Source organism: Yoonia ponticola, from assembly GCF_014199395.1.
In the GTDB taxonomy this organism is placed as follows: Bacteria; Pseudomonadota; Alphaproteobacteria; order Rhodobacterales; family Rhodobacteraceae; genus Yoonia; species Yoonia ponticola.
In genome coordinates this window covers 270330-290210 of record NZ_JACIJM010000005.1, presented here as the reverse complement: position 1 = coordinate 290210, position 19881 = coordinate 270330, and the positions used below count along the sequence as shown (strand labels likewise).

At 55.8% G+C, this 19881-nt stretch carries 20 protein-coding genes and 1 other RNA gene; 3 read left to right on the top strand and 18 right to left on the bottom strand.

What is annotated here, in order from left to right; all coding sequences use genetic code 11:
- Nucleotides 1-50: 50 nt before the first annotated feature.
- The 4 genes from FHS72_RS10840 to FHS72_RS10825 all read right to left on the bottom strand — a co-directional run bounded on the left by FHS72_RS10840 (nucleotide 51) and on the right by FHS72_RS10825 (nucleotide 4300).
- A complete protein-coding gene (locus FHS72_RS10840; RefSeq protein ID WP_183528946.1) occupies nucleotides 51-959 on the bottom strand; it encodes a lipid A-modifier LpxR family protein in 909 nt (302 codons plus the stop codon).
- A 194-nt stretch (nucleotides 960-1153) separates the two neighbouring features.
- Nucleotides 1154-2191 (bottom strand): quaternary amine ABC transporter ATP-binding protein, encoded by a 1038-nt coding sequence (locus FHS72_RS10835; RefSeq protein WP_183528944.1) that lies wholly within the window; start codon nucleotides 2189-2191, stop codon nucleotides 1154-1156.
- An 11-nt stretch (nucleotides 2192-2202) separates the two neighbouring features.
- A complete protein-coding gene (locus tag FHS72_RS10830; protein WP_183528942.1) occupies nucleotides 2203-3243 on the bottom strand; it encodes an ABC transporter permease in 1041 nt (346 codons plus the stop codon).
- Nucleotides 3244-3325: 82 nt separating this feature from the next.
- Nucleotides 3326-4300, bottom strand: a complete 975-nt coding sequence (locus FHS72_RS10825) for a glycine betaine ABC transporter substrate-binding protein (RefSeq protein ID WP_183528940.1) — start codon at nucleotides 4298-4300, stop codon at nucleotides 3326-3328.
- Between the two features lie 452 nt (nucleotides 4301-4752).
- Between FHS72_RS10825 and FHS72_RS10820 the strand changes: the two genes are divergently transcribed.
- Both FHS72_RS10820 and FHS72_RS10815 read left to right on the top strand, forming a co-directional pair.
- Nucleotides 4753-5871: a sulfotransferase family protein gene (locus tag FHS72_RS10820; protein ID WP_183528938.1), complete on the top strand. Its 1119-nt coding sequence runs from the start codon at nucleotides 4753-4755 to the stop codon at nucleotides 5869-5871.
- The gene (locus tag FHS72_RS10815) at nucleotides 5868-7121 is read left to right on the top strand and encodes a cytochrome P450 (RefSeq protein WP_183528937.1); all 1254 of its coding nucleotides are present in this window, start codon (nucleotides 5868-5870) and stop codon (nucleotides 7119-7121) included. The genes FHS72_RS10820 and FHS72_RS10815 overlap by 4 nt, the downstream gene beginning before the upstream one ends.
- Here the strand turns inward: FHS72_RS10815 and ccoS are convergent.
- The 9 genes from ccoS to ccoN all read right to left on the bottom strand — a co-directional run bounded on the left by ccoS (nucleotide 7072) and on the right by ccoN (nucleotide 15660).
- Nucleotides 7072-7260 carry a cbb3-type cytochrome oxidase assembly protein CcoS gene (gene ccoS / locus FHS72_RS10810; protein ID WP_183528935.1) on the bottom strand — a complete coding sequence of 63 codons (189 nt, stop codon included), beginning with the start codon at nucleotides 7258-7260 and terminating at the stop codon, nucleotides 7072-7074. The two genes, FHS72_RS10815 and ccoS, sit on opposite strands and share 50 nt — an antisense overlap.
- Nucleotides 7261-7264: 4 nt before the next feature.
- Nucleotides 7265-9409, bottom strand: coding sequence for a heavy metal translocating P-type ATPase (locus FHS72_RS10805; RefSeq protein ID WP_183528933.1), 2145 nt, complete (start codon nucleotides 9407-9409; stop codon nucleotides 7265-7267).
- The gene (locus tag FHS72_RS10800) at nucleotides 9406-9870 is read right to left on the bottom strand and encodes a FixH family protein (protein ID WP_425511119.1); all 465 of its coding nucleotides are present in this window, start codon (nucleotides 9868-9870) and stop codon (nucleotides 9406-9408) included. Before FHS72_RS10800 ends, FHS72_RS10805 begins: the two co-directional genes overlap by 4 nt.
- The gene (ccoG, locus tag FHS72_RS10795; protein WP_183528929.1) at nucleotides 9870-11282 is read right to left on the bottom strand and encodes a cytochrome c oxidase accessory protein CcoG; all 1413 of its coding nucleotides are present in this window, start codon (nucleotides 11280-11282) and stop codon (nucleotides 9870-9872) included. Before ccoG ends, FHS72_RS10800 begins: the two co-directional genes overlap by 1 nt.
- Before the next feature lie 71 nt (nucleotides 11283-11353).
- Entirely contained in the window at nucleotides 11354-11950 is a 597-nt protein-coding gene (locus tag FHS72_RS10790; RefSeq protein ID WP_183528928.1) for a HupA family protein, read from the bottom strand.
- Nucleotides 11951-12139: 189 nt separating this feature from the next.
- Nucleotides 12140-13015, bottom strand: a complete 876-nt coding sequence (ccoP, locus tag FHS72_RS10785; protein ID WP_183528926.1) for a cytochrome-c oxidase, cbb3-type subunit III — start codon at nucleotides 13013-13015, stop codon at nucleotides 12140-12142.
- Nucleotides 13012-13212, bottom strand: coding sequence for a cbb3-type cytochrome c oxidase subunit 3 (locus tag FHS72_RS10780; RefSeq protein ID WP_183528924.1), 201 nt, complete (start codon nucleotides 13210-13212; stop codon nucleotides 13012-13014). The genes ccoP and FHS72_RS10780 overlap by 4 nt, the downstream gene beginning before the upstream one ends.
- 11 nt (nucleotides 13213-13223) lie before the next feature.
- Nucleotides 13224-14048: a cytochrome-c oxidase, cbb3-type subunit II gene (gene ccoO, locus FHS72_RS10775; RefSeq protein ID WP_183528922.1), complete on the bottom strand. Its 825-nt coding sequence runs from the start codon at nucleotides 14046-14048 to the stop codon at nucleotides 13224-13226.
- A 13-nt stretch (nucleotides 14049-14061) separates the two neighbouring features.
- Nucleotides 14062-15660, bottom strand: a complete 1599-nt coding sequence (gene ccoN, locus FHS72_RS10770) for a cytochrome-c oxidase, cbb3-type subunit I (protein ID WP_183528920.1) — start codon at nucleotides 15658-15660, stop codon at nucleotides 14062-14064.
- 190 nt (nucleotides 15661-15850) lie between these two features.
- On the opposite strand from ccoN, the gene FHS72_RS10765 reads away from it, so the two are divergent.
- Nucleotides 15851-16690, top strand: coding sequence for a universal stress protein (locus tag FHS72_RS10765; RefSeq protein WP_183528918.1), 840 nt, complete (start codon nucleotides 15851-15853; stop codon nucleotides 16688-16690).
- Here FHS72_RS10765 and fnrL read toward each other — a convergent pair.
- The 5 genes from fnrL to FHS72_RS10740 form a co-directional block, all read right to left on the bottom strand.
- Nucleotides 16687-17418 (bottom strand): transcriptional regulator FnrL, encoded by a 732-nt coding sequence (fnrL, locus tag FHS72_RS10760; RefSeq protein ID WP_183528916.1) that lies wholly within the window; start codon nucleotides 17416-17418, stop codon nucleotides 16687-16689. The genes FHS72_RS10765 and fnrL overlap by 4 nt on opposite strands.
- Nucleotides 17419-17607: 189 nt before the next feature.
- The gene (gene rpmG, locus FHS72_RS10755) at nucleotides 17608-17775 is read right to left on the bottom strand and encodes a 50S ribosomal protein L33 (protein ID WP_072857731.1); all 168 of its coding nucleotides are present in this window, start codon (nucleotides 17773-17775) and stop codon (nucleotides 17608-17610) included.
- 238 nt (nucleotides 17776-18013) lie between these two features.
- Nucleotides 18014-18394, bottom strand: an RNA gene (rnpB, locus tag FHS72_RS10750) — RNase P RNA component class A.
- Between the two features lie 11 nt (nucleotides 18395-18405).
- Nucleotides 18406-19131 carry an N-acetylmuramoyl-L-alanine amidase gene (locus FHS72_RS10745; RefSeq protein ID WP_183528914.1) on the bottom strand — a complete coding sequence of 242 codons (726 nt, stop codon included), beginning with the start codon at nucleotides 19129-19131 and terminating at the stop codon, nucleotides 18406-18408.
- Nucleotides 19092-19862 carry a hypothetical protein gene (locus FHS72_RS10740; protein WP_183528912.1) on the bottom strand — a complete coding sequence of 257 codons (771 nt, stop codon included), beginning with the start codon at nucleotides 19860-19862 and terminating at the stop codon, nucleotides 19092-19094. Before FHS72_RS10740 ends, FHS72_RS10745 begins: the two co-directional genes overlap by 40 nt.
- Between the last annotated feature and the right edge of the window lie 19 nt (nucleotides 19863-19881).

Sequence of the window (19881 nt, the reverse complement as noted above, 5' to 3'; positions counted from 1 at the left end):
GAAGACGCGCTGCGATCAAGGAGCGTCAAGTATATCGTGTAAGTTCTTAATCAGAAGTTGAAATTAAGCTTCAGTGATCCGGTAATTTGCCCTTCTGGCTGCCCTTCAAATTCGGGGCTGAGGTAGGTCAAACCGTAAAATAAGCTGGTGTCGCTTTCGCTTTGCCAATGCATTCCTGCCCGCACGCGCCCGCGACGATCAGTTGGTATCACACCGCTGTCTTCGGGAAAGTAAACACTGTCGGCAACGGCCGCCATGTCCGCCCCGAAAACAAGGGAAAAGCCGGATAAATCGGGATTTTCTGTGCCGCGATACAGGTGGCCGGTGACAACATCACGGATCAAAACGTCGCTGGTGATGTTGCTGCCCAAAACCACATCGGCACCAAAGCGCGCGATATCTTCTGGACCGACCAGCAATTCCGCGAACGGACGAGCAGTTATACCAGGCGCAATCGGCACATTCTCCGCAACTTCGCCCGTCATGCCAATGAAAAAATCGTCTTCCAACTGTCGGTTTGTATAGCGGACTTGTGCCAAACCAAGCGTATCATGTGCCCGTTTTTGAAAACGGGACACGCCGGTTTGCGGTCCGATTGCCGTGACATCTAATCCAACACTGCCTCGGAACAGGTCGTGGCCGAAATGACTGTGCACACCGAAAGAAAGCATACCAACGTAAGGTCGATCACCGGGCGCTGTCGCGATGCCGTCAGACGCAATGATGCCGGAGCGCAGCCGATATTCGCGAATCGTGCCGAATTCTTGCGGTGTTCCATCCCAATCCGACGGCCCACGCACATAGCTACGCGCATAACTGCCACTTTGATACCGGTCGCGACCATCGCCAAGATAATCGTTTGAAAACAATCGACCCACGCCCAATAATTCACGCGATTGCGCGTTTGAAGCGGTCCCAAGCGGGATCAATAAAGCAAGAATTAGCAACAGGCAGCGCATCAGTATGGCCTTCGACAATTAGAGGGCCCCCACCCTGTTTCACATGGGTAACGGCAGGATTCGATTCTCGCCAGACGGGAAAATCACACACCCTAAAGTCGCATCAAGAATACAACAGGTAGTTAACGCGCGTATAAAAAAGCAACGCGCCGGGCACTTTTTTCAAGAACCCGGCGCATGACATTCACGAATAATTAAGCTGCTGATGATATGCGTGGCACCAAGGCCTTTACCAACACCTTCATATCCATTTGCCCGATAGGAACATCGTTTTTGAGAACCCTGTAAATCAAGCGCGTATCGCCTTCGGACAACGCGATCAGACTTTCGAGATTGTCGTGGGCTTCGACGTCGCCCGCGTAAATAGTCCCATCCACAAGCGGCGACATCACGGAACGTACACGCAATACGCGTGCACGGTTAATGTCGCTGACAAAATCCTCGATGTAAGGGTCGGCAGGGTTGAGTAAGATACCTTGCGGTTCCCCCTGCTGAATGACTGCGCCGTCTTTCAGGATCACGAGATGATCCGCGAGCTTCAACGCCTCGTCGAGGTCGTGCGTGATGAACACAATCGTCTTTTTCAACTCCAGCTGAAGTTCCAACAAAAGGTTTTGCATGTCAGTTCGGATCAGCGGATCAAGGGCCGAAAACGCTTCGTCCATCAGCATAATGTCGGAATTTGACGTGAGCGCTCGCGCGATCCCGACACGTTGTTGCATCCCGCCAGATAGTTCTGACGGGTAACGGTTTTCGTAGCCATCTAGCCCGACACGTACCAACCATTTGGTCGCCTCGGCCTCGCGTTTTGCCTTTGGCACGTCTTGAACTTCAAGCGCCATCGCCGCGTTTTGCAACACCGTCCTGTGCGGCAAAAGTGCGAACTTTTGAAACACCATCGACATTTTCTCTTGCCGCATACGACGTAGATCAGTCTGGTTCAGCTGCATCACGTCTTCGCCGTCGATCAGAATTTCACCAGCGGTTGGTTCAATCAAACGGTTCAAATGGCGGATCAACGTCGATTTCCCAGAACCTGAAAGCCCCATCACAACGGTGATTTCACCCGCCTGCATATCGACGTTAATATCTTGCAAACCAAGAACGTGACGGTGTTCGTCCAATAGCTCGGGCTTGCCCATGCCAGCACGCACATGTTCCATCATCGCCTGATCGTCTGGTCCGAAGATTTTGTAGAGGCCACGCAGGCTCACTTTGGGTGTTTTGCTCATGTCATTCACCATTAATGCCCGTTTGCATGGCTGGCTTTGTCCACGCGGGACAAAGCAGCTTTGGAGGTCCGGTCAAGGATCACGGCCAGCAGCACAATACCGATGCCACCAACGATCCCGACGCCCAATTCAAGTTGGCGAATACCAACCAGCACGTTCCGCCCAAGGCCCGGCGCGGATACGAGCGACGCGATAACAACCATTGCGAGGCTCATCATGATGGTTTGGTTAACGCCCGCCATTATATTGGGCAGCGCAAGTGGCAGTTCGACCTTTAGCAAACGTTGCTTTGCATTCATGCCAAACGCATTCGCAGCCTCGATCACGTCCTTATCAACAAGACGGATACCAAGGTCGGTCAAACGGATGACCGGCACAATGGCGTAAAGGATAATCGCAATCCCATACAGCTTTGATTCAGTGACAGAAAACAGGAATATCAGCGGGATCAGGTATACAAATGTCGGCAGCGTTTGCAGCAAATCCAGCACAGGCACCGTGAACCGTTGAAAACGGTCAAATTTTGACATGAGGATGCCAATTGGCACCCCGAGCATCACCGATATCGACGTGCAAACAAAGATAATCGACAAGGTCTGCATGGCGACGTCGTAGTGGTCCACAAGGCCCAGAACGAACAGCGAGAGGGCGACGAAAATCGTCACACCAACCGAGCGCGACGCATAATATGCGAGGATCAGAAGTGCCGAGATCATCAACCACCAAGGCGTGGTTTCAAATAGCCACAACGCGCCGTCCAACATCCAAGACAACGGCTGTGTGATCGGGTCTAGGACCGCTTTCAACGCAGGTTTTGCTGCGAGAAATCCAGTCTCAATCGCGGCTGTTACATCACGGCTTTGGCCGATCGACGAACAGGCGTCATTGAGATTGTCCAAAGACGGAAATGGGAAAACTTCGGCGTTCGGGTCAACGGAGTTTGCGTTGTTTTGCTTGAGCAAATCCGCCATCGACATCGGCGCGTCGGATGCGTCTCTGTCACACCATTCGCGCAGGCCAAGCGCGTTAAATAGGCCGTCATAAAATGCCATCAATCCCCATCCAGTTGATTTTATTAAGCAAAAGCCCCCACCCGGAAAAACCAGATGGGGGCATTATCATTGTATAAACGGTTTATTGAAGCAGTGCGCCCAGTTTTTCAGTGGCTTCTTCATTGATCCAATCGCCCCAAACGTCAGGGTATGTGGACAAGAAGTAGACAGCCGCTTCTTCGTAAGACGCGTTATTGTCATCCTGCCACGCCAGAACTTCGCCCATTTGAGCGTTTGTAAAGGTGATGTTCTTCATCAATTCCACAACTTCTGGCTCACGATCAACAAATGTCGTGGACACGGCAGTTACAACTTTTGCGACAGGGTATGGCGACAATACAGGCGCGTCACAATCGACGTCTCCGTTACAAAGATGCGCTTCTTCGCTGTAGTCCACGCCGAGATCGACAGCCGCCATCGGGAATTTCCCGAGCACCGACGTTGGGGCCCAGTAGTAGCCGAACCAAGGCGCTTCATCCGCGTAGGCAGAGGCAATGGCGGTTGCCAAAGTTTCGCCGGACCCGTGCTGGAAGCGTTCAACACCAGCGTCTTCCAAACCGGACGCGATGATGTTGTTGTTGTTGATGATGTCGCAGGCCCAACCCGTTGGACAATCGTGGAACATGCCGCCGACCAACTCAGGGTTCGCCATGATACCTTCGAGCGTCGTCAACTCTGGGTGTTCGTCAGCCAGATATTGTGGAATCCACCAGCCTTCGACGCCGCCATCGGACAGCACATTCGTCAGCTCGATCAATGTGCCTGCTTCTACCATCGGTTCGTAAACTGGCGTGGAATTCGCCCAAACTTCGGTCAAAATGTCTGGCTCGCCGGTTTCGGTCAAAGACGTCAGCGCAGGCACAGTCGAGGACGGCACAACCGTCACATCGCAGCCGTAGCCTTCGGTCATGAGGAACGTGGCAACAGAAGTCACCACGGCGGATGACGCCCAGTCCATTTCGGTGATGGATACGCTGCCACATTCCGCAGCCGCAGATGTCGCGCTCAAAGAGCCCGCTGCGATAAGTGCCGCTGCACTAACCAATTTCAATTTCATTTATTCGTCTCCGTTGTGATGGCTTCATGGGCAAAAAACCCGCGCAACATCGGCCATCGCGATTTCATCTAAGGCAAACTGCGTTGCAGTCAATTCGCCGTGATTTAGTGCGACGCGGCCAAGCCCAGCTCGATTTGAGGGTCTCACGCAGTCGCGGCGCTAAGCTGCGACAGTTTGCCTTTTTTTGCAATTGTAGATGCCAGATAAGGGCCAAGTATATCGACTTGACGCTGTTTGCGCGCAAAATAGCTGCTTTTCGGCGCGGCACAGCACAACCCAAGGTTCATTTCGCTGCGCGCCCTTGGGTAAGGGTTGCAAGTTTGCGTGGTGCAATTCTTGCGGTGTTGCCGAACAAAGGCGCCGTTTGCTTTTGAACCCATCCCCGTTTGTCGCTGGCGAAGCGCCCCTAACTGGTCCACACTCACCGCGATAAAATCAACATGGTGCGTCGTATGAAGCCTAAACTGAAACACCGATGGAGCCTGCAGCAGAACTTTCTGATGGGGCTCAGGTTCGGTGATTGGATGCGGGTTTTGGCCGAAAACAAATTCCGTATTTCGCCTGTATATCTGCACCGCGCCATTGCTGTGACGCTTGTTAGTCCGATCAATTCGCTGAATGCGTTTATCGAACAGCGCCGTTTCGGCGATGCGATTGAGGCCACCGAAATCACGCAACCGCCACTGTTTATTCTCGGGCATTGGCGTAGCGGCACGACGCACTTGCACGACTTACTGTCCCAAGACGACACGCAATTCCACGCCCCGAACACGTATCAAGTCAGCAGTCCGCTGACATTTTTGACCACTGAAAAGCTGTTGTCGAAACTCTTTGCGTGGATACTCCCTAAAAAGCGGTTCATGGATAACATGCCGTTAACGTTTCAATCCCCGCAAGAAGATGAATTTGCCCCGCTGATCATGGCGCAGCGGTCATTGTATTTGGCAATGTCGTTTCCGCAAACGGGCCAGCATTACGAAAAAGAACTGACGTTTCACGATGTTGACCCCGCCAAGGTGAACGCATGGAAGTCGGCCTTTGTGACGTTCTGCAAAAAGCTGACGATCAGCGATCCGCGTGCTTTGCTGTTGAAATCACCACCGCACACCGCGCGGATCAGAACGATCCTTGAGATGTTTCCTGATGCCCGTTTCGTCCATATTCACCGCGATCCGTATCGGGTATTTCAATCGCAACGGCACTTTTTCGACACGGCTTGCTGGCATATGTACATGCAGCGCCCCGACCTGAGCGTGATCGACGACGATATCCTGACGCGGCACGAAGTCATGTACGATGCCTATTTTGATGACTTGGCGTTGATCCCGCAGGACCGCATCTGCGACGTGGCTTTTGATGATGTCGAAGCCGACCCAATGGCCACACTGGCCCGTGTATACGATCAGTTGTCGCTGGAGGGTTTCGATGACTACCGGCCCAAAGCGCAAGCCTATGTCGACAGCATTTCCGGATATAAGAAGAACAGCTTTTCGACCCTTGATGCCGAAACCAAGGCCATTGTCGCAGACCGCTGGTCGCGTAGTTTCGACACGTGGGGTTATCCAAAATGACGCGCGCACCCGGCCCGAAAGGCAGCCTTTTCTGGGGATCGCTTGCCGATTTCACGTCCGACGCGCTTGGGCTGTTGTGGCAAGCGACGCGCGATCATGGCGACGTTGTGCGCCTGCGCTTTGGCCCGATCACTGCGCACCTCGTGAACCACCCCGATCATATAACGCATGTCCTGTCGCGCCATGCGGATCGCTACGACAAGAACACCCGCAGCGTTGAACGCATCCGCGCGACTTGCGGTGATAGCCTGCTGTCAGCGAATGCAGATGCTTGGGCGCGGCACCGTCGGCTTATTCAACCGATTTTCCAGCCCAAGATGTTTACGGATATATCTGCGATCGTCAGCGACGAAATGGGACCGATGCTGGATCGCTGGCGGACTGCCGACAAGATCGATGTCGCGAGCGAAATGATGCACCTCGTCATCGCGATTTCTGCCCGCATTTTGTTTTCGTCAAGCGTGGATGCCGCTCGGGTCGAGGCCGCACTTGCTGTGATCCTCGAAGATACGTGGCGCAGACTGCAAGCCCCGCTGGACCCATCGATGATCTCGCCTGCTTTTCACAAGCGCGCATTCAAAGACGCGGTGCAAACCATTGGCGACGTTATTTTCGAGTTAATCGCGACGCGCCGTAGACAGATCGATGCACCCGACGATCTGCTGTCCCGCCTGCTTGCGGCGCACGAGGCTGACGGCGATGCGCAGTTGAACGACAAAGAGTTGCGCGATGCGGCTGTGACATTACTGCTTGGCGGACACGAAACAACGGCAAATGCGCTGGCGTGGGCGTTTCACGCCGTGGCGCAGAGCCCCGATGCAGGCATTGAGACACAAGATCCCGCGCATATCTTCGCAGAGGCCGTCCGGCTATATCCGTCGATCTGGATCGTTGAACGCCGTGCAATCGCGGCGGATACCATCGGTGGATTTGACATCCCACGTGGATCTAGTGTTTTGATTTCGCCGTATCTTATCCACCGCCATCCTGATTTCTGGACCGATCCCGACAGGTTTGATCCAGCGCGTCATGCGGTGGAAACCGACCGCCATCGCCATGCTTATATCCCGTTTGGATTAGGTCAGCATCGTTGCGTTGGCCTGCACATGGCCCGTGCAATTGCGTCAGAGGTGATCGCACACGTCTATGCCCAGTTCCGCCTGCACCCAACAGGCCAAACACCAGCCGTTGACCCCGGTATCACGCTGCGTCCGACTGGTCCGTTGTGGTTGTGTCCGGTGGCGAAATAGTCTCGTCCTCGACCAATATCCGCCACGCATCCCCGTCCAGATCGTCGTATTGTTCGCTCTTTAGCGTCCACAAGAAGGTCAGCAAACCCGTGATTGCGAGGACCAACGAAACGGGGACGAGGACAATAAGCACATTCATCAGATCACCTTAATCTTAACGCATTGAGAAGCACAGTAATGGACGAGACCGACATCGCAACGGCCGCCGCCAAGGGGGTCGCAAAGCCTGCAACCGCAATCGGGATCGCAATCATATTGTAGCCCGCAGCAATTGCAAAATTCTCGATGACGCGGGCGCGGGCGGATTTGCCAGTCGCCACCGCATCAGGGATTTCAGCCAAAGAACGGCCCAATAGCACGATATCTGATGCAGCGCGTGACGCATCCAACGCAGACGCGGGCGACATTGATGCATGGGCCGCCGCCAAGGCCGCCGTGTCGTTCAAGCCGTCCCCGACCATCAACACGTGTTTGCCGTCGCGCGTCATGTCAGTGATCGCAGCCAGCTTTTCTTCGGGACGCATATCAGAGCGCACATCGGTGATGTTGAGCTGCGTGGCAAGTTTCTGGGCGGCATTTGCCGTATCTCCGGTGAACACCGCGACGTTATATCCAGCCGCCTTAAGCCGCGTCACCGCGTCCACCGCCCCATCGCGCAAGGTCTCGACGAAATTCAGCGTCACTGGATTATTGTGACCGATGGACAGCGCTGGTGATCGTTCTGCGCCAACCCACTCTGCGCGGCCAACACGGACGATTTTACCGTTCCACACGCCTTCGACGCCTAGACCTGCAGCTTCGCGGATATCAACAACAGGCGCTGCGATTACATCGGCAGGCATCGCCGCGACAATTGCTCGCGATACCGGATGACTTGATCCCGCGCACAAGGCGGCCAAAACTGACATTTGGTCCGGCGTCAGCACATCCGTGTCGATCCGTGCGACGCCTTGGGTCAAGGTGCCGGTTTTGTCGAAAACCACCGTGTCGACTTCGGCCATGCGTTCAATCGCGGTGCCGTTTTTCACCAATAAACCACGGCGGAACAAGCGCCCAGACGCCGCAGTCATCACCGCAGGCACCGCGAGGCCCAGCGCGCATGGGCAGGTAATGATGAGCACCGAAATCGCGATATTCAGCGACAGAACCATGTCGCCGGACGCGATAATCCAACCAGCAAAGGTCACGAACGCCAGTAAATGCACGGCGGGCGCGTAAATCCGCGCAGCACGGTCCGCAAGCGCCGTGTAGCGGTTGCGCGCCCCTTCGGCCAATTCAACCAAGACCGCCATCTGGCGCAATGTTGTGTCTTCGCCAACCGCTGTGACGTTGATGGTTAACGGGCCGGACAGGTTAACGTCGCCCGCAGCGACCACATCGCCCGGCCCGACGTCCAGCGGCATGCTTTCGCCAGTGAGAAACGAACGATCTGCTTCTGATCGCCCATTGGTCACGACGCCGTCCACAGGCACGCGCATCCCAGAATGCACTACAATCGCGTCGCCAACGGCTAAATCCGCGACATTCACTGTCGTCGGTTTTCCCTCGATCAGTTTTGTCGCACGCGGGACTTCTAATGCGCTGAGTTCTTGCGCCGCCGACCGTGCCGCCATGCGTGTCCGGTGGTCAAGATACCGCCCGATCAGCAAGAAAAACGTCAGCGACAGCGCCGCGTCGAAATAGACATGGTCGCCGCCTTGCGTGGTCTCGTAGACCGACATGCCCGCCGCCAAAATGATCGCCAGCGAGATCGGCACATCCATGTTCAAGCGGCCCACACGCAGCGCCGACCACGCATGTTTGAAAAACACCTGCGCGGAAAACGCCAAGGCAGGCACGGCGATAGCGGCTGAAATCCAGTGGAACATGACTTGGGTGGCCTCGGCGGCCCCAGACCAGACGGCGACCGAGAACAACATCACGTTCATCATCGCAAAGCCCGCGACGGCCAAACGCAACATCATCGCGCGGCCTTGCACGTCACGATCAGCGCTTTCCAGCAGCGTGCTGTCCAGCTCTAGCGCCGTGTATCCAGCATCTGCCAGCGCATTGATCGCGGTCTCTGGCGACACATCTGGCGCGTCGATCACAACGCGCTTGCGGCTTAGGTTTACGCGCGAGGAATTGACCCCCGGCACGGTCTGCAAGGCGCGTTCGACCCCGCCGATGCACGCTGCACAATGAATTTCCGGCAGCGACAAGATTAGATCGCCCTGCCCCGCTGATGTGGCAGCAACCGATTGCGCCAAAGGGGCAGCGCTGCAGGCTGGGCAGGCCGAAATGCTCATTCTTGGGTCCTGACGATGATCCGTTGCTGGAACGTTGTCCCGTCTTCAGCAAGCGCCACCAGCCGCAAGTTCCAGTTCCCCTTGGCGAGCGAAACAGGTGCGACGTAATGCTGCCCGTCGAATGCCAAAACAGGGGTCTGGTCTTGGGCGACATTTGTGGCACGCCCCAAAACGGCAGACTGGATATCGACCACAACCGGCACACCGTCTTGCATGATGCTGAGGCGCAATTGACCTGCCTCGACAAAAGCTGCGACGTCCCAGTTCAGCGCCTCTTGGGCGGCGCGATTGGCGTCAAACGTCTGGCTGGACACGTAGGAATTCTTGGTCTCCAAGCCTGGGAAAGTGGACACGGCTTTGTACGCCAATGTCAGGTTCACGCCGATAATGACCGCGAACGCCGAACACATAATCAACAGAACCTTGCGTCCGGTCAGCGGTTTTCCTGTGGTCGCGGTCATCATTGATCCTTTCCATTAAATACGGTGTCGCGGTGTGCGCGCTCGCCGCTTTCCACGTCCTCAACCCAAAGCCGAAGCGCTGTGGTTCCCGCCGTTGCTGCCGCGTCTTGCGGCGCTGAAATCACGTAGACCCGTGCTTGGGTCGTGCTGTCAGGGGCGACGGTCATGACGTTCGTGTCGAACCCCTCAAGCGACAACTGTAAAGCGGCGTCGGACGTCAGCGAGATTTCAAAATCACGTGGCTCGCCATGTTTGTTGCGCAAGCGTAGCGTGTAGGTATTGCGCACCGAACCGTCTGACATCACGATGTATTGCGGATTGCGAACAGGTTCTACGGTCAGGTCAATGTCGGCGCGAATGAACAGTGCAAAGACCAATCCAAAACCGATCAGCGACCAGAGCGTCGTGTAGAGAACGGTACGGGTGCGTAGTACGTGTTTCCACACCGGTTTCGGCGGTTTGCCAGCGCGTTCTTCAGGCTCGTCAGCCAGTGCGAGGTAGTCGATCAAGCCGCGCGCCTTGCCGATCTTGGCCATCACATCGTCGCAAGCATCAATACACAGCGCACAAGTGATACACTCCATCTGCTGGCCTTCGCGAATGTCGATGCCCATCGGACAGACATTGACGCAAGCCATGCAATCGATGCAATCGCCGGTCCCTTCGAGGCGTTTTTTCGCACGCGGTTCGCCCCGCCAGTCGCGGTAGGCAACGGTCAGCGTATCGTCATCCATCATAGCGCCTTGGATCCGCGGCCAAGGGCACATGTAGATGCAAATCTGCTCGCGCATGAAACCGCCAAAAACGAATGTCGTCGCGGTTAACACGGCGATGGTGGAATACGCGACCGGATGGGCCGTGCCCGCAACAAGGTCGCGCGCCAGCGTTGGCGCGTCCGTAAAGTAGAACACCCACGCCCCACCTGTCGCGATCGCAATCAACAGCCAGACCGCCCATTTGGTGATCCGCATCCGCCACTTTTTAAAATTCCAATCCGCCTTCCACAGACGAACACGGGCGTTCCGGTCGCCTTCGATCCAGCGTTCGACAAGGATAAATAGATCGGTCCACACCGTTTGCGGACATGCGTATCCGCACCACACACGGCCCAGCGCCGATGTGAACAAGAACAGGCCAAGGCCCGCCATAATCAACAGGCCCGCGACAAAGTAGAATTCGTGGGGCCAGATTTCGATCCAGAAGAAATAGAAACGGCGATGCGCCATATCGATCAAGACCGCTTGGTCAGGCAGTGCCGGACCACGATCCCAGCGTATCCATGGGGTTAGGTAGTAGATGCCCAAGGTCACGGCCATAATCCACCACTTGAGCGTGCGGAAAAAACCGGAAACACGCCGCGGGAATATGGGTTCCTGCGGCGCAAATAATTTCGGGGGTTGGGGAGTCGTCATCTGTTCGTCCTAACCTGTTCGCAAGGTTACTAGACAGGATCAGACGTTAGGCGGCTTTGACCTGAATCAAACTATTCGCGATAGGCAATGAAACCACCCGCGTAAATCAGGTTCGCGTTGTTACCGTGGAATGCGCCAACGGTTTTATCGCCACCGACCAGACCGTCGAGCTGGCCATTCACACCGCGATAACTGACTGTGCCGGACAGATCTCGTCCATCCAATTTGCCGTTCACGGTGACAGGACTATTCGAACTGACCAGCGTTCCCCGCGCAAAGTCAGCCGTCAGCGTTATTGCACCAGAGGTCGCATCGCGTTCCCCTCTGATATAGCCGTTGTCCAACGAAATATCATCGACATATGTCAACGCATATACCCCGTCGTAGCTTGCTGACCCAACACTTGGCCGGAACGACACGTCGGTTCCAGCAACCAACCCAGCAACCGCTTTGAGGCCTTCGCCACTGACGCTACCAGCCGTGAACGAGAAGCCGTCGCCGTCTTCATCAATGATCGGCACAACCGGGTTGCCAGATAAGTCACCGGAAATCCGACCTGTTGAGGATGGCGAGGTAAAGCCCGACATCGTTGCCTGATCTTGTGTTGTTTCGCATGCTGACATCGCGGCAGCTGATAAGAGCAGTACTGAAACTGGAAGAATACGCATAATACGGGCCTTTCGAGAGAACTTTGGCCCTCGTACCTTGCAAATGCAGCGCGAAAAAGGCGTAAGCTTGCACCTATGATGACCTGTTGCACAAAATGAAATCGCCCCCGGCTGTGCGAACAGGACCGGAGGCGACACAGCCTTCACGCGGGAACTACACCACGCGGGGCTATCTGTGTTAGATCGCGGCTATTCGCCACCACCAAGTTGATGCACGTAGGCCGCAACAGCGTTCACATCAGAGGGTGTCAAACGCGGGCCCCATGCAGGCATGACGCCAAACCGCGAATAGGTGACGGTTTCGGTCAAAGTCGCCTCGTCGCCGCCGTAAAGCCAGATCGCATCGCCAAGGTTCGGCGCACCCATGCTGGTATCACCTTCGGCATTTACACCGTGGCAAGAACTGCATTGTTCGTCGAAGATCACGGCACCTGCGGTGGCCAATGTCGCGTCATGTTCCGTCGAGGACAGCGACATCACATAGTGGACGACCTGAGAAATCTCTTCTTTCTCAAGAACATCACCGAAAGCTGGCATCTGTGACCAATGCGCGTCCAGATCGGTCTCGTTTCGGATGCCGTGGTTCACGGTGTAGGCGATATCGTCAATAGTCCCGCCCCAGAGCCAATCATCGTCCAGAAGGTTCGGGTAGCCTTTTGCCCCCGCCGCACCAGAACCGTGGCACTGCGAACAATTGGTCCGGAATACGGCCCCGCCTGCCGCAACAGCAAAGCGGTTCAGAGCTTCGTCATCGCCCAGAGACGCGAGTTCCACCGCAGCCAAGGCCGAGGTCAAATCCGCGTTTTGCTCTTTGTAGCGGTCAATTTCGGCTGCAACTTCGCCCCGTGTGGAATAGCCCAACACGCCAGCGGTAGCCCCGTTGATCAGTGGCCACGCGGGGTAGGCAATCATGTAGCCGACGCCCCAAACGATGCACAGATAGAAGGTCCACAGCCACCAGCGCGGCAACGGGTTGTTCAGTTCTTTGATGCCGTCCCATTCGTGACCCGTTGTCTCGACGCCAGTTTCTTTGTCGATATCTTGGTGTTTTTTCGGATCGCTCATGATTTTGCCCCCGTGTCTGGCGTGTCTGCGTCATCGACCGGCACAGTTTCATTGCGAAACGGGATGTCAGCGACGTCATTGTGAACATCGCGGCTACCGGGGCGAAACGCCCAAACGATTGTGCCCAAAAAGAACAACGTTAACGCAAGCAAAGCCCAGCTATCGGCCAGTTGGCGCAAGAAAGAATATGTATCCATGATCCGTCTCCTTAGCGGCTTGCGTCTGGTGTGAATGTCGAGAAATCGACCAACGTGCCCAACATCTGAAGATATGCCACAAGCGCATCCATCTCGGTCAGTTCCGGTTGCCCGTCAAAGTTGCTGACAACCGCCTTTGGATAACGCGCAATCAGATCATCCCAATCGCTGTCGTAATCCGCTTGGGCGACAAAGTCGGCGCGTGCGTTGGCGATCATGTCGTCGGTGTAGGGAACCCCGACCATACGGTGGGTTTCCATCAGGTCTTGGACATATTCGCCGTCGAGTGTTGTCTCCATGAGGAACGCATATTTCGGCATGATCGATTCCGGCACAACGGACTGCGGATCAATCAAGTGATCCACGTGCCAAGCGTCAGAATACCGCCCACCGACACGGGCCACATCAGGTCCGGTCCGCTTTGACCCCCATTGGAACGGGTGGTCATACATCGACTCTGCAGCCAATGAATAATGCCCGTAGCGTTCCACCTCGTCGCGCATCGGACGGATCATCTGGCTGTGACAGTTGTAGCATCCTTCACGCACGTAGATGTCCCGACCCGTCAATTCGAGAGGTGAATATGGGCGCACCCCTTCGACTTCTTCGATGGTGTTTTCCAAGTAGAACAGCGGCACAATTTCCACGATCCCACCGATCGTCACCACAAGGAATGAGCCGATCAGTAGCAATGTCGGGCTGCGTTCCAGAATTTGGTGCCTATTGAGAAAACCGGTTTGATGCGGCAACTCGTTCGGAACGTGATCGGGCAGGTCAGATAATGTCTTGACCTTGGGATCATCAGCAGCGTCCGGTATTTTTGTATTATTAGCCATATCTGCGGCTCCTTTATTCTGCTGGGACGCCGACCGGGGCGGTGACGTGTTTGCCACCCCGGATGGTCATAAACATGTTCCACGCCATGATCAGGCCGCCAGCGAGATACAGAACCCCGCCCAAGCCACGCACCACATACATCGGGAACTTTGCAGTCACGGTGTCAGCGAAAGAGTTCACAAGGAAACCTTGCGCATCAACTTCGCGCCACATCAGGCCTTCCATAATGCCGCTGACCCACATGGATGAGGCGTATAAAACGATGCCGATTGTGGCCAACCAGAAGTGCCAGTTGATTGCGGACATCGAATACATGCTCGCCTTACCCCACAGTCGCGGCGTCATAAAGTAGATCGCCCCGAAAGTGATCATCCCGTTCCAGCCAAGCGCGCCAGAATGCACGTGACCAATGGTCCAGTCAGTATAATGTGACAGGCTGTTCACAGCGCGGATCGACATCATCGGTCCTTCGAAAGTGGACATGCCGTAGAACGCCAGTGACACAACCATCATGCGGATAATCGGATCGGTGCGCAGCTTGTCCCACGCGCCTTGCAGCGTCATCAGACCGTTAATCATACCGCCCCACGATGGCATCCAAAGGATGATCGAGAACACCATGCCCAGCGTCGCCGCCCAGTCTGGCAAAGCGGTGTAGTGCAAGTGGTGTGGGCCCGCCCAGATGTAGAGGAAAATCAGCGCCCAAAAGTGGATGATCGACAGTTTGTACGAATAAACCGGACGCCCTGCCTGTTTCGGCACGAAGTAATACATCATCCCGAGGAAACCCGCCGTCAGGAAGAAACCAACCGCGTTATGGCCGTACCACCACTGCGTCATGGCATCTTGGACACCGGCGAAGACTTGGACCGATTTGCTGCCCCAGATCGACACAGGGATCGAGAGGTTGTTGACGATATGCAGCATGGCGACAGTGACAATAAAGCTCAGGAAGAACCAGTTCGCCACGTAGATGTGCTTTTCCTTGCGGGTGAAGATCGTACCTAAGTAGACGACCAGATAGGCGACCCAAACGATGGTTAACCAAATATCTACGTACCATTCCGGCTCTGCGTATTCTTTGGACTGGGTGGACCCCAGCACATAGCCAGTTGCCGCCAAAATAATGAAGAGGTTGTAGCCCCAAAAGACGAACCACGCGAGGTTGCCGCCCCACAGGCGCGACCCCGACGTGCGTTGAACCACATAAAACGACGACATGATCAAAGCATTGCCACCAAACGCAAAAATCACCGCACTGGTGTGCAGTGGGCGTAGGCGACCAAAGTTGGCGTAGGGTTGCGCCCATTCAATGTTCAGCACTGGAAAGGCGAGTTGAAACGCGATGACAACACCCACCAAGAACCCGACACAGCCCCAGAACCCCGTAGCAATCACGCCAGCGCGGATCACGCCGTCCATGTAGCCATTGGTGTCAACGTAAACGACAGGCTCGTCCGTCTGGCGCAGCGTCCAGAAAAACAAACCCGACGCGACGATCATGATTAACACAGCATGGACTTGATACGCCAAATCCCGCGCGTAACTCGACGCGACGGCTGAAAACAAAATAACGATGCCTAACGCAATAAGCTTTAGGTAGTTCAACATCGTAAATACCTCTTTCTTGCGACCACGACTCAATCCAGTCCGGCCCTATTCACGCGGCTGTTCTCGCTCACGGCGGCGTGATCCACATTGATCTGGGTCAAGAAGTAGAAGGAAAAGGATTTGCGCTAGATCAAAGACCACCGCCGGACACTGCGCTATGCTGTAACGTGACAAACCGGAGGGATAGATCATGGCCTACACAGCGATTGCGACAATTCTTCATAACAGCGATGCGGATCAGACCGCGCTTAATTTCGCGATAGATTTTGCACGGCACCATAATGCACACCTGCACGTCCTATGCGCGGGAATCGATGCAACAGAGCCCGGATTTTACTACGCCGGAGCCCATGCCATTGCCGTGCAGCAGAATTTTGATGCGACCCAAGAACAGGCGGATCGGCTTGAAACCCTCGCACGGCGCAGGTTGATTGCCGAAGATATCAAATGGGATGTGCAGGCGGTGACGGTGATGCCCGGCGGGCTTGATCCGTTCTTGTCGGATAACATGCGGTTCTTCGATCTGGTCGTGCTGCCCGCACCGCATCAGGGTGCCAACGATCGCACCGACGTCATGACATTCGAAGCTTGCTTATTCGGCGCAGACGTTCCCGTGCTTGTGATCCCATCAGTGCCTAAGCTGTCGGTCACGTTCGATAATATCAAAATCGCTTGGGATGACGGAACCGAGGCAATGGCCGCCGCGCGCGCCGCCATACCGTTGTTGAAGACGGCCACGACGACGACAATCTCAATCGTCGATCCGCCGTTGCACGCCCCAGACAGATCAGATCCGGGCGGCAAGCTGGCGAATTATCTGGCGCGTCAGGGTGCCAAGGTCGAGGTCGCTATTCATGCACGCACCCAGCCTTCGGTTGCGTCGCAACTGCTGATGCGTGCCAATGAAACCAATGTCGATCTCATCGTCATGGGGGCTTATGGTCATTCCCGCATGCGTGAAGCGATTCTCGGCGGTGTCACCCGCGATATTCTCGGGCTGACGAACCTACCGTTGTTGATGGCACATTAAGACAGGTCTGATCCGGTTTCGGCCTGTAATGCCTCTACGTCTGGGATCGTGATGTCGCGCTTGCCGTCCATCACGATCATCCCTTCCTTGCGCAATTTCGAAAATTGGCGGCTGACAGTTTCCAACGTCAGCCCCATATAATCGGCCATCGCTTCGCGGGTCAGTGGCAGCGTGATCTGTTTCGAGCCAGTCGTCAGAACCGCCTCGCCTTCGGTCGAGCGGCGCACGATCATCATCAGAAATGTTGCAATCTTTTCGCGGGCTGTTTTGCGCCCCAAAAGCAGCATCCAGTCGCGTGCAGCATCCAGTTCATCCAGCGCCATCTCTAACATGCGCTGGGAAATATGTGGGGTCTGCGCGACCATCTTTTCAAAGCTGTCACGGCGGAAACAGCATAGCGTCACATCCGTAATGGCGGTCACATCATAGGTCGCCGTATCGCGGCCCGGGCGCCCGATAAAATCGGACGGCAACAGCAGACCCATGGTTTGCTTGCGTCCGTCTTCCATCAACCGCTCTATTGTGGCTGTTCCGCTGACCACAGAGCCTACAAAGGCCATACGGTCGCCAGCCCACATAATCGGCTGGCCCGCATCAAAGGACCGATAGTACTTCATCGCGTCCAACGTGACGATTTCGTCGTCATCACATGTGGCGCACACGGCGCGATGACGGATGGGGCAGCTGCTGCAATTGCGATCTTTGATCAATGGGGTCTGTAGGTCCATGACACTACCTATACGTGTTGGCTGAATGTATACACTATGTCACACCGTTCCAGCAGATGTTAGCCCATGCGGCAATACGGCGACGCTGGATAACGCCATAGCGCACCGGCTTTCGCGCTATTTACATGGCCCAAACGAAAAAGCCGCGCAAACTGCGCGGCTTTGTCTCAGGTCAAAAAAGGGATCAAATTACTTGATCTTACCTTCTTTGTACTCAACGTGCTTGCGCACAACTGGGTCGTATTTCTTGATGACCATCTTTTCAGTCATTGTACGTGCGTTTTTCTTAGTCACGTAAAAATGCCCGGTCCCTGCGGAGGAGTTCAGGCGGATTTTGATGGTGGTAGGCTTCGCCATGGCTCATCTCTCCGATATGCGGCCCAAACGGCCTGCGGGTGAATATCTATAGAAGCTGCCTTTTACTTGGGTCTAGCCCCGAGTCAACCGTAAACGCCATGTTTTCAATAGAGGTGGGCGCTTTGTCACCAGACGCGACACCACAAGCACATCGCGACCCTGCTCTACGGGGCGCGAAACAGGCGAAATACCGTGTCACCGCCACATCTAGCGAATCAAGAACAGAGACAAAATCGGTATGCGCGGACGGCCTATAAGCCGGATTTTGTCCTCTGGGTTGCCCCAGATGGATGACCATTCATCTGACGACGCTGTTACCAACGCCGCTCTAGCTGCCAACCCGGACCTGCTGGGGGTCAAGCATCCCCGTCCCCCTTGCGGGCGACACGCGGTCCCTATTTGGCATTGCTCCCGGTGGGGCTTGCCGTGCCGTCCGTGTTGCCACGTCCGCGGTGGGCTCTTACCCCACCGTTTCACCTTTTCCTGTGCGGACACAGGTAGTTTACATCTCTGTGGCGCTGTCCCTAGGGTTACCCCCGCCGGGCATTACCCGGCACCGTGCTTTGTGGAGTCCGGACTTTCCTCGACATTTACATGCCGCAGCCATCCAGCCATCCGCGCCTCTGCGGCTTACGCAGAGAGACGTGGTGCGTCAACGGGGAAACGTTCCGCGAGATCGGTGGCGATGTGCATATCAACCGCATCAAGCGGGCCACTGTGCCACGGACGAAACCGCATGCGCACCACATCCAGCAACAGCGCATCATCAACATCGGGATAGCCAAACGCCTTGGCCGCATCGCGAAATATCTCAGGATCAACGGGCAGGTCGTGGCTAGACGTGCCGTCACACCAAACGCCAAGCCCCTCTAGCCACAAACGCCGCCAGTCGAATTTACGACCGGGGTCGATCTTGCGGCCCGGCGCCATGTCGGAATGGCCGATAATACGCTCTGGCCGGATCGCCCAACGCTGTGTGATGCCGTGCAGCAGATCGACCAGCGCATCCATTTGCGCCAAGCCAAAAGGACAAGCACCAGAATTCGCCAGCTCAATCCCAATCGAGCGGCTGTTCACATCTGTCACAGCCCCCCAAGCCCCTGCCCCAGCATGCCAAGCCCGCATGCCCTCGGACACCATCGACCTGAGCGTGCCGTCCTCGTCGATAAGATAGTGCGCAGAGACTTCGTTGTCAGGATTGCACAAAGTCCGACAGGCCCCATCAGCCGACATCATTGCGGTATAGTGGACCACAACCATGTCGGGCACCGCGCCGTCACGACGCGGGCCGAAATTAGGGGATGGGTGCGTAAGGATCAGTTTCCAGCCGCAGCACGGAACGGTGCCGGATCCCATCCACAGGCGAAACCGTCGCCGTCAGGGTCGATGCCCCGTGGATCACGCTCTGGACCACCGCGCGTCAAGAAATCGCGCTGTGCGGCGTCAGGGCTGCCGTATGTCGCACAATTGGACGAGAACCGCGATTCGCCGGACAGGATCGAACGAGCGTACCATTCTTGGCCCTTCTGGTTCGGCGCATTAATCGCGTAGGACACGATATTTGGACCCGAATCTGCACGTGCCTCTGGCAACGGAACCGGTTCAACCACGATCAACGCTTGTGCTTGTTCAGCACGACGTTCTGCATCGCTTTCGATGGTTTCACGGCTACTGACTGCCGCAAAATTATTCTCGTCAGAAATCTGAGGGTTGTTGGCCAAACGGCGCTCGCGTTCTTCATCCGTTTCACCGACAGGATCGGATGCCAATGCGTTCAATGGTGCGGTCGAAACACCTGCCGTGCTGGCAGCATTCGCACCGATACCGGCGGCGGCAAGATCAGAAGACGGGATCGCTTGGTTCGCGGTCGCGGGTACTGACGCTGCTGCAACAGGCTGACGCGTTGCGGACAGTGGCGCACCACCTTGCTGGCTCGTCAGTTGCGCCTCGCGACGCGCACGGTCGAGTTCAAACTCGGCGTAGTCGCCAAAACCAACACCGCGCCCGCTATCAGGCACCGCAGGCGGTGTCATCGCACAGGCAGACAGCGCAAACGCAGCTACAAGACCAAAAGTACCAATTTTCACGAGGTCACGCCCCTATCAT